The organism is Halanaerobium saccharolyticum subsp. saccharolyticum DSM 6643 (assembly GCF_000350165.1).
Lineage (GTDB): Bacteria > Bacillota > Halanaerobiia > Halanaerobiales > Halanaerobiaceae > Halanaerobium > Halanaerobium saccharolyticum.
In genome coordinates, this window is the sequence record NZ_CAUI01000005.1 from 422445 (window position 1) to 437648 (window position 15204).

Genomic DNA, 15204 nt, shown 5'->3' on the forward strand with positions numbered 1-15204 from the left:
GTTGGAAGGGGATTATCATGTCAAATAAAGAAATTACTATCAAAGATGTAGCTAAACTAGCAGAGTGCTCTCCGACAACAGTCTCTAGAGTGATAAATAACAGTGACCACCCTGTAAGTAAAGATACTGCAGAGAAAGTTGAAGCTGCAATTGAAAAATTAAATTTTTCTCCGAATAGAATTGCACAGGGACTTAAAAGTGACAGATCTAATATCATTGGAGTTATAGTCCATGATATTTGTGATTCATATTTTGCTCAAATGGTAAAAGGAATTGAAGAATTTATTTCTGGTCATGAATATATAGTAAATATCTATAATACAAGCCGCAGTGTTGAAAAAGAACTGCACGCGTTTAATTTATTGAAAGCAAATAGAGCTGATGCAATTGTTTTAGCAGGTGGAGCTTTAATGAATAAAGAATATGAACAAAAAATGCGTTCAATGATTGATCAGCTGAAAAATCAGAATACATTAGTATTGGGGATTACACCACACCCTTTTGATGTAAAGAATATTATTTTAGGAAATGATAAGGCAATTGAAGTAATAACAGATAAGGTTATTGAATATGGTCATCATAAAATTGCATACATCGATGGTCCTAAAAAACTTTATACAAGTTATTTAAGAAAAAAAGGATTTAAAAGATCTTTAGAAAAAAATGGGATTGCGTTAGATGAAAACTTAATATTTGAAGGAGATTTTAGTTTTGATGGTGGAAGAAAAGCAGCATTAAAAATCTCAAAAAAAATGGATTTAGTAACTGCAATTGTTGCTGCTAATGATTCAACTGCTCTAGGAGCAATGTGGGAATTAAATAATCAAAATATAAAAGTTCCTGAACAAATTTCTGTTGTAGGAATTGATAATTTACCTGAAGCAAAATACTCTTATCCATCATTAACCACTATAGAAATTCCCATTTATCAACTGGGAACAAATATTGGAGAATATTTATTAAATCGATTAAATAATGAATGTGATTATCAATTTAAAGATATAAAAACCAAGTTAATTATGAGAGATTCTTTAAAAAAAATTTAAATCAATATTTTTAGAAAACTTAAGTTGTTGAAATGACAAGCTTTTTAACAGAAGTCAAGCAAGATTTAAAATTAGAAATAAAATTTTAATTTAAAAAATTGGGCAAATTGTTTGACAAATCACAAGATATTGTTTATAATAAAAATAACATAATTTTTTTGAGAATACGGAAATTGTTTTCCTAATGTATAAAAACTAATGAAAAAAGATTTTTTTATATCTATGGAAATTGTTTTCTGTAAATTGAAGGTGCTAAATTTTATGGAGCGGAGGTATAATTTATGAAAGAAAAGAATAAATTTAAATTTAAATCATTAAAAGAATTAGAAAAGAAGATAGAAGAATTGGACTTAGATATTCCAATTATTCAAAATCTAGATTTTTTAAAAGAGGAAATTAAGCTTGGAAGTCGAATAATTCCTAACAGGTTAGCTGTTCATCCGATGGAAGGAACAGATGCTAATATGGATGGAAGCCCTGGAGAGTTAACTTTAAGAAGATATAGAAGATTTGCTGCTGGTGGAGCTGGTTTAATTTGGCTTGAAGCTGTAGCTGCAAGTGAAGATGGAAGAGCAAATGAAAAACAGCTGTTAATTACTGAAAGCAATCTGGACTCTTTTAGAAAACTAGCGGTGATGATGAGAGAAGAAGCCAAAAATAAATTTGGAGCTGAACACAATCCATATTTGGCAGTCCAGCTAAATCATTCGGGAAGATATGGAGTCAATAATCATATTTTATTTCACCACGAATTAAGTGATAAATCGGCAGGTGTTTCTCCTGATCAAGAAGTAATGACCGATGCAGAATTAGAGCAGGTAGAAGATAATTTTTTAAGAGCTTCCAAATTGGTAAAAGAAGCTGGTTTTGATGCAGTAGATATTAAAGCCTGTCACAGATATCTATTTTCAGAAGCTTTAGCAGCTCATAAAAGAAAAGGAATTTATGGAGGAAGCTATGAAAACAGAACAAGACTTTTGAAAAATACTATTAAAAAAGTTAAAGCAAATGTTGAGATAGATATAGTTGTCAGGTTAAATGTCTATGATGATATTGCTTATCCATATGGCTGGGGAACTGATGAATCAGGAAATATGGATTTAAGTGAACCAAAAAGATTAATAAGAGAACTCGAAGATTTGGGCGTTAAAATTATTAATATAACTGCAAGCACCCCATATTTAAAGCCATACATAAATAGACCATATGATAATTCAAGTGGACTGGGAATGGAAACTGATGAACCACCAATTGTTGGAGTAGAGAGATTAATCAAATTAACAAAGTTTGTATCAGAAACAGTTGATAAATGCCTGGTGATCGGTACTGGTTTCAGTTGGCTAAGAAAATATGCTGCTTATGCTGCAGCTGGAGTTGTCGAAAAATCCTGGGCTGATATGATCGGTTTTGGAAGATTGGCCTTAGCTTATCCTGATTTTGCTCAAGCAATTATTGAAAATAACTGCTTGGACAAGAAAAAAGTTTGCGTAAGCTGCAGTAAATGTGCTTATTTAAAAGCCTATAATAAAGCAAGTGGCTGTGTTGTTAGAGATTCTAAAATATATGTACCTTTTTTAAAAGAAATAAATAATTAACAATTATTTTTAAAGGGGGAGTTTTTAAAATGATTAAAGAAAAAGTTGCAGTGGTAACAGGAGCTGCTAGAGGAATTGGACATGGGATTGCCAAAAAATTAGCCGATGATGGTTGTGCAATAGCAATTTTTGATATTTTAAATTTTGATGATGTTAAAGATAACATAGATGCGATAAAAGAAAAAAACATACCTGTATTATATTTTCAGGGTGATCTAACAAATAATCAAGATAGAAATCAATTTGTCACTAAAATCATGGAAGAATATGGGCGTATTGATTTTTTGATTAACAATGCAGGAGTAGCTCCAAAATCTAGAAAAGATATATTAGAAACAACTGAAGAAAGTTATGATTTTGTTATGGACATTAATTTGAAAGGAACTTTTTTCTTTACTCAAAAAATTGCAAATATAATGATAGAAGAAAAAGAAAATAGTGATTTAAATATTGAAGCTAAAATTGTAAACATTGCTTCAACATCTTCTTATACTTCATCTCCAAATAGAGGGGAATACTGTATATCAAAAGCAGGAATAAGCATGATCACAAAATTATACGCTGACAGACTGGCGGAATATGGAATTAATGTTTATGAAGTTAGACCTGGTATTATTTATACAGATATGACAAGTGTAGTTAAAGATAAATATGATAAATTAATTGAGGAAGGAATAACACCTATTAAGCGCTGGGGTCATCCAGAAGATATTGCAAAAGCAGTATCTGTCTTCTGTTCAGGTATGTTAGATTTTTCAACAGCAGAAGTTATTAATGTTGATGGTGGCTTCCATTTGAGGAGGTTATAAATTGCAATCTTTACAGACAAAAATAAAAGATTTAGATCTAGAAGTATATAATCTTAATACAGTAGTAGTAGGTTCTGGAGCTGCAGGTTTTAATGCAGCTGATAGGTTACATAATTATGGTCAAAAAGATATTGCCTTAGTTACTGAAGGTATAAATCAAGGGACTTCCAGGAACACTGGTTCTGATAAGCAGACATATTATAAATTAACTCTTGCAGGCAAAGAAGATGATTCGGTCTTAGAAATGGCAAAAACCTTTTATGCAGGAGGAAGTATGGATGGAGATATTGCTTTGATTGAAGCAGCTCTTTCCGCCCAAAGCTTTTATCATTTAGTAGATATTGGAGTTCCCTTTCCTCATAATAGATATGGTGAATATGTGGGTTATAAAACTGATCATGATCCTAGACAACGAGCAACTTCTGCCGGACCATTAACTTCAAAATTGATGACAGAAAATCTCGAAAAAGAAGTTAAAAATAAGAATATAAAAATATTTGATGGTTATCAGGTTATCTCAGTTTTGACTGATGAAAATAATGAAAAAGCAATTGGGCTTTTAGCTTTAAATTTAAATAATTTAGAAGATAAAAATAAAAGATATACTCTATTTAATTGTAAAAATATAGTTTATGCCACCGGTGGTCCAGCTGGTATGTATGCAACTTCTGTTTATCCGGGTAGTCAAACCGGGGCAACAGGTATAGCGCTGGAAGCAGGAGCAATGGGTAAAAATCTAACTGAATCACAGTATGGTATTGCTTCGATTAAGTTCAGGTGGAATTTATCTGGAACATATCAACAGGTACTGCCGAGATATGTTTCTACAGATCAATATGGAAATGATGAAAGAGAATTTTTAGAAGAATATTTTGAAGATCCAGGAAAAATGCTGGATGCTATTTTTCTAAAAGGTTATCAGTGGCCTTTTGATCCCAAAAAAGTTGATGATTATGCCTCTTCAATTATCGATATTTTAGTATATAACGAAACTGTTATTAAAGGAAGAAGAGTCTGGTTAGATTTTATGGAGAATCCAAGCTGGGGTTCAATGCAGGATGGAGAATTAGACTTTTCTATTTTAGGAGAAGAAAGCTATCAATATCTTGAGAATTCAAATTCCCTTTTTGGAAATCCTATTCAAAGACTTGCAAAAATGAATCAGCCTGCAATAGACTTATACAAAGATAATGGGATAGATATTACTAAAGAGTATTTGGAAATTGCGGTTTGTGCTCAGCATAATAATGGTGGTTTAGATGGAGATCTCTGGTGGGAAAGTAATCTTAAAAACTTTTTCCCGGTTGGCGAAGTTAATGGCAGCCATGGTGTGTATAGGCCTGGAGGTAGTGCTTTAAATTCTGGTCAGGTAGGAAGCACCAGGGCCGCACAGTATATTGCTGCAAATTATCAAGATGGACCATTAAAATTAGATAAATTTTTAGAGTTAGCTAAAGCTGAAATAGAAAAGAAAATAGCTATGGGAGAAAAATTTATTAATAACATAAATGAAAGTTCAACTATTATAGATATTAGAACTCAAATTGGTGAACGAATGACTAAAAATGGGGCTCACATTCGCTCTATAGAAGCTGCTGAAAAAGGAATTAAAGAAAGCAAAAAAGATTTAGATAATTTGTTAGAAGAAAGCAAATTAAAATCAATTAAAGAGCTTCCTTTAGCCTTTCAAAATTACGATATGTTAATAACTCAATATGTTTATCTTTCGGCAATAAATGATTATATAAAAAAAGGTGGAATAAGTAGAGGATCATATCTAATTTATGATAGTGATGGAGAACTACCAATTGAGGCTTTACCTGAAAAGTTTAGATTTAAGGCAGAAAATGATCAACTGCGTGATAAAATACAGAGAACTTTTTACAATGGAAATAGTTGTGAATTCAGCTGGAAAGAGGTAAAAGAAATTCCTGAAGATGATAACTGGTTTGAAAATGTTTGGAACAAATATATGAAGCATGAAATTGTAAAATAAAGGAGGTGATATTAAAGAGAGGGTTCGTTAATCGTTTCATAATTTTTAAAACAAAAAATGGAGGAGATCAAATGAGAAAAAATTTAAGCAAATCACTTTTAGTAGCAGCGCTTATGTTAGTTTTAGTACTTAGTGTTTCTGGAGTTTCATTTGCCGAATATCCTGAAAGAGACGTAAGAGTTATTATTCCCTGGTCCGTTGGTGGTATGACAGATGTTTTAACAAGACCAATTACTAACTGGCTAGAAGATTATTATGGTGAATCTTTTGTTGTGGAAAATAAGCCAGGTGGTGGTGGAGTAGTAGGTTCAATGTTAATTGAAAATGCCAAAAATGACGGTTATACAATAGGAACTACTTCTATGTCCACTGTTTCTGCTAAATATGTTTCACCTATGTATCCAGAAATGGAAAATGTAGAATTGGTAGCTCAGGTTATTACTATTCCTGCAACTGTTACAGTTAATGCTGATAGCCCATGGCAAACAATTGAAGAATATATAGAATATGCTAAAAACAATCCTAAAGAAATTAAAAACTCTAACTCAGGAACAGGAGCTAGTGCACATATTTATGCAGCAGTATTTGAGCAAGAAGCTGGTATTGAATTAAATCATATTCCTTATCCTGGTTATGCTGAAGCTATTACAGCATTAGTTGGTGGCCATGTTGACTCAACAAATATACCTTTACCAGATGTTGCACCCCAGGTTGAAGCTGGCAATTTAAGAATGCTTGCTATTGCAGCTGACCAGAGACACCCTGATTTTCCGGATGTACCTACTTTAAAAGAAAAAGGAATCGATCTTTCAATTGGTAACTACAGTGGTTTTGTAGCACCAAAAGGAACACCAAAAGAAAGAATTGCTGTTCTAGAAGATGGGATTAAAAAGGCAATGGAAGATCCAGAAATTGAAAACTTTTTAATTGAAGCTGGATTCCAGCCTATTTATAAAAACGCTGAAGAATTTCAAGAAACAGTTGACGCAGCTGAAGCACGTTTAGATTATTTAGTAAATGATCTTGGTGTAGAATTTATTGATGATTAAAAAATGATGCTTAGTTATTAAAATAATCAATAAAAACAAATAAGGGTTTTCCTATTAATAAATTATTGAATATCAAATAAGTGGAATAAGATAATAGGAAAACTCTTTTTTAAAAGTTTCTTTAAAGTATTTTAAAATATATTTATTTTGTTTAGAAAGAGAGAGGTGCTGTATAAGATGCTTAAAATATTAGTTGCAATTGAAGGATCGGAAAGTTGTTCGAAAGTTGCTCAAAAAGCTCAGGAACTGGCTCTTCTTTGTAAAGGGGATGTTACTTTTTTAACAATAGTTAGTCCTGATTTTAAGTTAGTAACATCAAAAGAGAAATTAGAAAAAGAAAATAAAAAATTAGAAATGAAAAAAGCTGAGACTGAAGAAGCTTTAAAAACCTGCAGTATGGTTTATGGGCAGTGTGAATTGGTTTTAGGTGAAAAAGGATTAAAGACTAAAAGAGTTGTTAAAGAAGGTAATTATCCAGCTGAAAACATTGTTGAATATGCTGATGAAAATGACTTTGATTTATTAGTTATAGCTGATAAGGGAAGTAAAAAATTAAAAGATAAATTATTGGGTAGTACAACAGAAAAAATTGTTCGTCATGCTAAAACTTCAGTCCTGGTTGTAAAATAAATTTTATGTTATAATTTTTAAATATTAGACGGGGTGGGAAAATAATGAAGAAATACGATAAAATACTTGGCACTCTACTTATTATTTTTGCGGGAGCATTATATTTTTATTCTGGAACTTTTCCGGTTAGAGAAGGAAGACCACGGGTTTTAAATGCAGGTTTTTATCCTCAACTTTTAGCAATAATATTAGCTGTACTTGCATTAGCTTTGATAATTGCTGCTTTTATTAAAGATTATAAGGGTAAAGATGATGTAGAAATTTGGAAAAATACTTCATCACTAAAGTTGTTTTTAAAAACATTAGCAATGCTAATCATTTATCCATATCTACTAACTTATTTAGGCTTTGCAACAGCTACATTAATTTTTATATTTATTATGATTTATAACCTTTTTTCAAAGGAAGAAAGAAATATTAAGAAACTAGGATTTATTTCTTTAATTATTACAATTGTGATTTATTTAGTTTTTAATGAATTTATAAACATACCATTTCCAACAGGTGGACTACTAATTTAAATATGCGAGGTGAAGTTAAGTGGAATTATTTTCGATGGATATATATTTAGAGGGACTTAAATTCTTTACAAATCCAATGATGTTTATGTTTTCCGGATTTGGAGTTTTGATAGGAATAATCTTTGGCTCCTTACCTGGTTTAACTGCAACAATGACTATAGCTGTTTTTATTTCTTTTACTTTTGGTATTGATGCTACTTTATCATTTGCTTTTTTATTAGGTTTATATACAGGAGCGGTTTATGGAGGTTCGGTAGCTGCTATCTTGATTAATATACCAGGAACTCCAAATGCTATAGCAACTGGTTTAGATGGTTATCCTCTCTGTCAAAAAGGTAGAGCAGGTGAAGCCATAGGTATTGCTACAGTTTCTTCTGCAATTGGTGGTATTTTAAGTGTTTTTGTCTTAGCAATTGCAGCCCCGATGGTAGCAAGTGTGGCACTGAAATTTAGTGCTCAAGAGTATGTAGGGATTACTCTGATTGGTTTGAGTATCATTGCAATTATTTCAACTGGATCAATGTTAAAAGGATTGATTGGGGGGTTACTTGGGTTAGTTATTGGTGTTATAGGTATGGATCCGATTACTAATTTTCCGAGATTTTTATTTGGGCAAGCAGAATTAATCGAAGGAGTTAGCTCGATACCTGTGATGATTGGTCTTTATGGAATTTCTGAAATGTTAATGCAGATTTCTGAAGAAGAACATGGAATAGTAATTGATCAGGCTGTAAAAGATATTATTCCTTCATTTTCTGATATTAAAAGATTACTGCCTACCATAACTAGATCTTCAATTATCGGAGTTATTATTGGTGCAGTTCCAGCAGCTGGTGGTTCGATTGCAGCTTTAGTAGCCTATGGACAGGAAAAAAGATTTTCCAAAAATCCGGAGTTATTAGGCACAGGTGTCATTGACGGTATTGCAGCACCGGAAGCTGCTAATAATGCTAGTACTGGTGGAGCTTTAATGCCGATGTTGACACTTGGTATACCAGGAGATCCGATGACTGCAGTCTTAATGGGTGGCTTAATTATGCAGGGTCTAAGGCCCGGACCACTTCTTTTTAAGCAGCAGATGCCTTTTGTTTCGTCAATATTTTTAAGTTTATTACTTTCAGTAATTTTTATGCTTGTATTTGGATTATTCGGTGCTAAATATTTTGCTAGATTAATTACTGTAAAAAAACAATATTTAATACCTTCAATCATGGTTTTTTGTCTTGTTGGTTCTTATGCAATTAATAATTCAACATTTGATATCTGGATCTTATTAATTAGTGGTTTAATTGGTTTTTTCCTAAGAAAAGTTGGCTTTTCTCCAGCACCTATAGTTTTAGGTTTGATTTTAGGTCCTATTTTTGAAGATAACTTAAGAAGGTCATTAATTTTAGCTGATGGACAGTGGTCAACATTTTTAACTCGTCCAATTAGTTTATTCTTTCTTATTTTGACTCTGATTTTATTATTCGGACCATTTATCTGGAATTTAATTAAAGGAGATAAATCAACAGATATTATTTAATTGCGGAAAGTAAATATTTTATAAATATCTAAAACAAGTAAAAAATTAAATTTAAAATTTATGATACATAAAAAGATTATTAACCTATATAACAGCACATTTATTATTTCAATTAATAAATTGTGCTGTTTTTATTATCTAATTTTTTAATAATTAATTTTTTGTAAAATGAATGAAAAGAAGGAATGAAGAAAAGTTTAGAGAAATTATTAATTAGAGAATTGTTTTAAATTATAAATAAAATTTTAATTTAGAGTAAAGTCATTTTAGCTGAATATTGTTTCTCAATCTTAAGGAGGTAATATTATGTCCTGGAAAGATTTTGCCGAAGAATTAGTTGGAACTTCTAAAGATGCCGTTAAAAAAGTGGCTGAATATGCAGAAGATTATAGAATTTATCCTCGTTCAATTATTAAAAAAGAAAAATCATTTTACTTTTTAGCAAAAATTGATCAGAAAAAGAAACTGGTGATTTTAAATAAGAGTAAAAACTTTGATATTTTTCAAGGGAAAACGGAAAAACTTGCAGGATTTAAGGCTAAAATTGCTCCTTTAAGCCACTATAATGCAGAAATAATAAGAGAGGTTTTCCCTTTTACTGCACCATCAAAAATTGGAAACCAGACAGCAAGTATTGGTTTGGGAGATAGATTGGGGATTGCAACTCCAGGCCATATTGAAGCTGTCAAAAAAAGTAATGCTATGCCTGTATTTGCTCAACAGTCAGTTAAAGAACTTAAGTTAACTGGTAGAAGTTTTAAATCAGTCTTAGATGATGTTAGTTGGGCTGTTTTTCAGGAAGGTTATCAAAATGGCTTTGGTGCAGATGCTGACCGTTTAAAAGAAAAACCAGAGATTAAAGAAGCCTTAGATCTAGGTTATACTATGCTTACTTTAGATTGTACAGATTATATAAATGATAATTTTGATCAGACAGCTGAATCAGACATTGAAAGTGCTTATGCAGAAGTACCAGATTATTTGAGAGATGGTTTAGAAAGTAAATATTTAAATAAAACATTTGTCCTTAATTCTGGCTATCAGCTCGAATATAATAAGGTTAATTTCAAAAAAATAGTTTTAAGTTATTATCAAATCTTAGATTTTGTAAAAGAGATACAGCATCTTATTAAAAGATCGGCTCGTGATGTAGATTTGGAAATCTCAATTGCTGATAGCTTAAATTCTACTTCACCTGAAGCTCACTTCTTTGTAGCCAATGAATTTAAAAGAAATAATATTGAAGTTAATTCGCTGGCCTTAAATTTTGTAGGTGAATTTCAAAAAGGTATAGATTATATTGGTGATTTAGAGAAATTTGAAAAAGATTTTGAGATTCATGCTGATATAGCAGATCGCTTTGGTTATAAATTAAGTATTCATTCTGGCAGTGATAAATTTAGTATTTTCCCAATTATTGGCCGTCAGACTGAGGGTAGAGCTCATATTAAAACAGCTGGCACTAATTGGCTGGAAGCGATAAGAGTAGTGGCTGAAAATGACCCATCTTTATACAGAGAGATCCATTCTTATGCGTTGAAAAAATTTGAAGAAGCTAAAGAGTTTTACCAAGTAAATACTGACCTGTCTAAAGTTCCAGAGCTAGCTGTGATGAGTGATCAGGAGCTGGGAGAATTATTAGAGATTGATGCAGTTAGACAGCTGCTGCATATAACTTATGGTTTTATACTTCAGGACAAAAAAGATGGAAGATATATTTTTAGAGATAGATTATATAAATTGCTGGATGAATATGATAAAGATTATCGCAGTGGTCTGGAAAGACATATAGGCAGACATTTAAATAAACTAGGATTTTATAAAAATTAATGGGGTATCATTTTAATTGTTTATTTTTAGCCAGAAATTGATTTAAGTTTGGAGGAATTAAATATGATTTCTAAACTAGAAAATGAAGAAATTATGCTTAAAGTTGATAGTCTGGGAGCAGAGATGAAAAAATTAATTTTAAAAAAAGATAATAAAAATTATTTATGGCATGGAGATTCAAAATATTGGGGAAGAACTGCGCCAGTTTTATTTCCGATTGTTGGTCGTCTCAAAGATGACAGCTATATTTATAATAATCAGGAATATAAAATGACACAACATGGTTTTGCCAGAGATAATGAGTTTAAACTGGTAGAAAAGACCGATAATTCTATAACCTATGCTTTAGAAGCAAATTCAGAGACATTAAACAAATATCCTTTTGAATTTCGGCTAGAAATCAAATATACCTTGAATGAAAATTTAATTAGAGTTGGGTATAAGATTTTTAATCAAGATCAAAAGAAGATGTATTTTTCTATAGGAGCCCATCCAGCTTTTTATTGGCCGCTTAATGAAGATGAGAAAAAAGAGGATTATTATTTGGAATTCGAAAAAAAAGAAAAGATTGCAAAATATCTGCTGGAAGCGGGTCTCTTAAATAATCAAACAGAGCCAATTTTAGACAACCAAAAAATACTGGAATTAACACCAGATATTTTCAAGAATGATGCTTTAGTCTTTAAAAATTTAAAATCCGAACAAATCACTTTAAAAAGCAGTAAATCCGAAAGAAAAATTAGAATTAAATTTAAAAAATTTCCTTATTTAGGAATCTGGTCACAATCAGCTGAGGCACCTTTTATTTGTATTGAACCTTGGCATGGAATTGCAGATTCAGTTGACAGCAGTGGTAAAATAATAGAAAAAGAAGGCATTAAAGATTTAAAAGCTGGAGATCATTTTGACTCAAGTTATACTATTATAATAGATTAGAGTTGGGTTTGTTTTTTGTGATGCATATCATATAAACTTTTTTTTAAAGATGCTATAATTACTTGAGAAGAATAATCAAGTATATTTATAAAAAAGGAGATATGATAATGAGTGCATTTTTAGGTCCAATTCATATGTGGTTATATAATCAAATTCAGATAGTTGAAAAAAGAGAAGAAGAAATTATTGAAAGATTTAGCGATGAATATTCAGCCTCGGAGGTTGATGCTCTAATTTCTCCTTATCGTAAGCAGTATGGAGAATTAAAAGAGGATAAAGCTCTGGCTGAATTAATTGCCGGCAGTGATATTCACCCCTGGCTGGAAGCAGCTGTAGCGGATGCCCAGAGTAGAGAGGCAGCTGTTGTAGCTGCGTTAATGAAGAAATATGAAGACAGGGAATTACTTTTTGATATTTATTCTGCTCAGGCAGAAGAACTTGCAGATAAAGCTAAAAAAAGAGATAGTGTAGAAGAATTTAATTTAGAAGATGCTTTTGAAATTATTAATGAGCATTTTGTAGAAAGAATGCCTTGTGATCGCTTATCAGGAGTAGTTAAAGAAAAAAATAGAATAATTTGGAAACATAAAGGGCAGCTGCATCAGGAGTTTTGGCAGCAGACAGATGTTGACTTAGATTTAATGCATAATCTATATGCAAAATGGCTTTCAGTTTTTATAAAAAATTTAAATAATTCTATTTCACATAAAAGAGAGATAAAAACCGATAATTATAATGATATCTTCGTTTTTGACATTTAAAATAAACACTGATATTATTTACTTAGTCAGAAAAGAAAAAGGAGAAGTGATATTATCAGTAAGAAATTAGAAGTTTTAAAGGATCTTCTCTCAATGTTTATTACCCAGCATCGGAATCAATTATCATATATAATTGGTTTCATTTCTGCTTTAAGTTTTGCCTTGGTTTATAGTAGATTTGGACTTGAGTTAGCATTAGCTGCTCTCTTAGCTGGTATTTTACTATTTGAGATCTTTAATCATTTCTTTGGAGGTAGTCCAGATATAATTGTGATGGGCGTTGATAGTGAAGAAGATATTATGAAAACTTTAAAGAAAACAATGTCTAAAGCTATAAAAGAAAAAAATAAGCAAAATTCAAACAATAAAAAGAATGATTAATTTAAATTTAATTCAAAGCCCTTTCTTGTAAAATGGAAAGGGGTTTTTTTACAAACATTTGACATAATATTTTGAATTTAATAAAATTAACTTAGAATTTAAAAGGGGTGGTTAAATTGTTAACTAGAAAAAATTTATATTTAACATTATTTTTAGCTTTAATCTTAATCTTTAGTTTTTCATTTTCGATGATGGCAGCCGAAACTCTAAGTATAATGGCGACTTCGGATGTTCATCAATATCTAATGCCATATGATTATATGGAAGACAATGTTGATGAAACTATTGGTTTCTCTAAAATTTATTCTTTAATCGAAGATGAGAGAGCTAAAAATGAAAATACTCTTCTGCTTGATAATGGTGATTTAATTCAGGGAAGTTTAATTGGGCTTTATGAATATCAAATTGAGCCTATTACTGAAGATGAAACTCAGACCATAATTAAAGCTTATAATCATGCAGGCTATGAGGCAGCAACAATCGGAAATCACGAGCTGCAGGATTATAGTATGGACTATTTGGAAAAGGCAATTGCTGGAGCAGATTTTCCTTTTGTATCTGCTAATATAAAGCTTGCAAATAATGAAGATGAGTATTACACTAATCCTTATACAATTATAACTAAGAACATAAATGGTAAGGATCTAAGAATTGGTGTTGTTGGTTTTGTACCACCACAATCAATGTTATGGGGTAAAGATCATCTTGAAGGCAATATAATAATTGAAGATATTTTAGAATCCGCTAAAAAAGTAATTCCAGAATTGGCTCAAAAGACTGACTTGGTTGTAGTTTTATCTCATTCTGGAATCAGTGATTCACCGGTAGATTCTTATGATGCCCGTGAAAATGCTTCTTACTATATAGCACAAATGGATGAAGTGGATGCTTTAATTACAGGACATCATCATGGGGTCTTTCCTGATGATTATGCTGATTTAGAGGGGGTTGATGCAGAAGCAGGAACAATATTTGGTGTACCAACAGTTATGCCAGGCTCTTGGGGATCTGCTCTAGGCATTATTGATTTAGAAGTTGAAGAAAATAAAGGTAGTTGGGAAGTTTTAGATCATCAGGTTCGTCATAGAGTAGTTGATGAAAATGTAAAATCTCATCCTGAAATTGAAGAAATTGCAAATGATGTTCACGAAAAGGTAATTGAGTATGTGAGGACACCAATTGGAGATACAGAAAGAGACATCACTTCTTATCTATCTAGAGTAATGGATTCTCCTGTAACTCAAGTAATTAATGATGCTCAGCTTTGGTGGGCAGAGCAAGAATTTGCAGAAGGCGAATATTCTGATTTACCAATACTTTCTGCAGCTGCACCATTTAGAGCTGGCAGAGAAGATGCTGATTACTTCACTGAAGTTATGGAAGGTGGAGTAACAATTGGAGATGTAACTGACATTTATATTTATGATAATCAGATCAGGGTAATGCAGATGAATGGAGAGCAAATAATTGAATGGTTAGAAAGAAGTGCTGAGAACTTTAATAGAATAGATCCTAATCTAGAATCAACACAGGAATTACTTAATCCTGAATTTTCAGCTTATAACTTTGATGTGATTGATGGAATTGAATATGAGTTAGATGTAACCAAGGAAATAGGAGATAGAGTTGTTAATGCAAGCTACCAGGGAGAGCCCTTAACTGAAGATATGGAATTCCTGATTGTGACCAATGACTATCGTGCCGGTGGAGGTGGAGATTTTCCACCAGCTGTAGAAGAAGATCCAGTTTATGCTCCTAGTGGTGTGGTTAACAGAGAGATTATAATGAATTATATTGAAGAAAATGGCACAATTAACCCAGAACCAGATTATAACTGGAGTATTAGTTCATTTGATACTGCTGGTGATGTAACTTTCCGTTCTCATCCTGAAGCAATGGATTATATTGAAAAATATGAGATTCCTAATATATCCTTTGTTGAGACTGATGAAAATGGTATGGGAGTGTATAAACTTGATGTTTCAAATTTAAATAACTAAGTATTGACAAAAGATAAATAATAATTTATTCAAGCCCCTTTCTGATAATAATTGGAGAGGGGTTTTTTTAGTTTTATATTTTATAAAATTATTCTTTTCTGATATAATCATTTTATATAAAATCA

Annotated in this window: 13 protein-coding genes; all 13 read left to right on the forward strand. The window is 31.5% G+C overall.

All coding sequences use genetic code 11. The features are described from left to right. Nucleotides 1-17: 17 nt before the first annotated feature. The 13 genes from HSACCH_RS02460 (at nt 18) to HSACCH_RS02520 (ending at nt 15079) form a co-directional block, all read left to right on the forward strand. The gene (locus tag HSACCH_RS02460; RefSeq protein ID WP_005487582.1) at nt 18-1046 is read left to right on the forward strand and encodes a LacI family DNA-binding transcriptional regulator; all 1029 of its coding nucleotides are present in this window, start codon (nt 18-20) and stop codon (nt 1044-1046) included. A 281-nt stretch (nt 1047-1327) separates the two neighbouring features. Further along, entirely contained in the window at nt 1328-2641 is a 1314-nt protein-coding gene (locus HSACCH_RS02465) for an oxidoreductase (protein WP_005487583.1), read from the forward strand. 29 nt (nt 2642-2670) lie between these two features. Beyond that, nucleotides 2671-3450: a 3-ketoacyl-ACP reductase gene (locus tag HSACCH_RS02470; protein WP_005487584.1), complete on the forward strand. Its 780-nt coding sequence runs from the start codon at nt 2671-2673 to the stop codon at nt 3448-3450. Nucleotide 3451: 1 nt separating this feature from the next. Next, nucleotides 3452-5446, forward strand: a complete 1995-nt coding sequence (locus HSACCH_RS02475) for an FAD-dependent oxidoreductase (protein WP_005487585.1) — start codon at nt 3452-3454, stop codon at nt 5444-5446. Nucleotides 5447-5517: 71 nt separating this feature from the next. Further along, the gene (locus HSACCH_RS02480) at nt 5518-6495 is read left to right on the forward strand and encodes a tripartite tricarboxylate transporter substrate binding protein (RefSeq protein WP_005487586.1); all 978 of its coding nucleotides are present in this window, start codon (nt 5518-5520) and stop codon (nt 6493-6495) included. Between the two features lie 177 nt (nt 6496-6672). Further along, complete coding sequence (locus tag HSACCH_RS13530; RefSeq protein ID WP_005487587.1) at nt 6673-7125, forward strand: universal stress protein; 453 nt, start codon at nt 6673-6675, stop codon at nt 7123-7125. Nucleotides 7126-7169: 44 nt separating this feature from the next. Beyond that, nucleotides 7170-7646 carry a tripartite tricarboxylate transporter TctB family protein gene (locus HSACCH_RS02490; protein WP_005487588.1) on the forward strand — a complete coding sequence of 159 codons (477 nt, stop codon included), beginning with the start codon at nt 7170-7172 and terminating at the stop codon, nt 7644-7646. Nucleotides 7647-7680: 34 nt separating this feature from the next. After that, nucleotides 7681-9171 (forward strand): tripartite tricarboxylate transporter permease, encoded by a 1491-nt coding sequence (locus HSACCH_RS02495; protein WP_040477002.1) that lies wholly within the window; start codon nt 7681-7683, stop codon nt 9169-9171. A gap of 306 nt (nt 9172-9477) precedes the next feature. Then, on the forward strand, nt 9478-11001 hold the full coding sequence (locus HSACCH_RS02500; RefSeq protein ID WP_005487590.1) for a tagaturonate epimerase family protein: 1524 nt from the start codon (nt 9478-9480) through the stop codon (nt 10999-11001). 63 nt (nt 11002-11064) lie between these two features. Further along, entirely contained in the window at nt 11065-11937 is an 873-nt protein-coding gene (locus HSACCH_RS02505; RefSeq protein ID WP_005487591.1) for an aldose 1-epimerase family protein, read from the forward strand. 107 nt (nt 11938-12044) lie between these two features. Further along, entirely contained in the window at nt 12045-12698 is a 654-nt protein-coding gene (locus HSACCH_RS02510; RefSeq protein ID WP_005487592.1) for a hypothetical protein, read from the forward strand. 93 nt (nt 12699-12791) lie between these two features. Then, a complete protein-coding gene (locus tag HSACCH_RS02515) occupies nt 12792-13079 on the forward strand; it encodes a hypothetical protein (protein WP_005487594.1) in 288 nt (95 codons plus the stop codon). Between the two features lie 107 nt (nt 13080-13186). Continuing rightward, nucleotides 13187-15079 (forward strand): bifunctional 2',3'-cyclic-nucleotide 2'-phosphodiesterase/3'-nucleotidase, encoded by a 1893-nt coding sequence (locus tag HSACCH_RS02520; protein ID WP_407635719.1) that lies wholly within the window; start codon nt 13187-13189, stop codon nt 15077-15079. Nucleotides 15080-15204 lie beyond the last annotated feature (125 nt).

Bases quoted from the DNA above. Each gene is read 5' to 3' on its own strand.
- HSACCH_RS02460 (WP_005487582.1), top strand. From the start codon at position 18: ATGTCAAATAAAGAAATTACTATCAAAGATGTAGCTAAACTAGCAGAG.
- HSACCH_RS02465 (WP_005487583.1), top strand. From the start codon at position 1,328: ATGAAAGAAAAGAATAAATTTAAATTTAAATCATTAAAAGAATTAGAA.
- HSACCH_RS02470 (WP_005487584.1), top strand. From the start codon at position 2,671: ATGATTAAAGAAAAAGTTGCAGTGGTAACAGGAGCTGCTAGAGGAATT.
- HSACCH_RS02480 (WP_005487586.1), top strand. From the start codon at position 5,518: ATGAGAAAAAATTTAAGCAAATCACTTTTAGTAGCAGCGCTTATGTTA.
- HSACCH_RS13530 (WP_005487587.1), top strand. From the start codon at position 6,673: ATGCTTAAAATATTAGTTGCAATTGAAGGATCGGAAAGTTGTTCGAAA.
- HSACCH_RS02490 (WP_005487588.1), top strand. From the start codon at position 7,170: ATGAAGAAATACGATAAAATACTTGGCACTCTACTTATTATTTTTGCG.
- HSACCH_RS02495 (WP_040477002.1), top strand. From the start codon at position 7,681: ATGGATATATATTTAGAGGGACTTAAATTCTTTACAAATCCAATGATG.
- HSACCH_RS02500 (WP_005487590.1), top strand. From the start codon at position 9,478: ATGTCCTGGAAAGATTTTGCCGAAGAATTAGTTGGAACTTCTAAAGAT.
- HSACCH_RS02505 (WP_005487591.1), top strand. From the start codon at position 11,065: ATGATTTCTAAACTAGAAAATGAAGAAATTATGCTTAAAGTTGATAGT.
- HSACCH_RS02510 (WP_005487592.1), top strand. From the start codon at position 12,045: ATGAGTGCATTTTTAGGTCCAATTCATATGTGGTTATATAATCAAATT.
- HSACCH_RS02515 (WP_005487594.1), top strand. From the start codon at position 12,792: ATGTTTATTACCCAGCATCGGAATCAATTATCATATATAATTGGTTTC.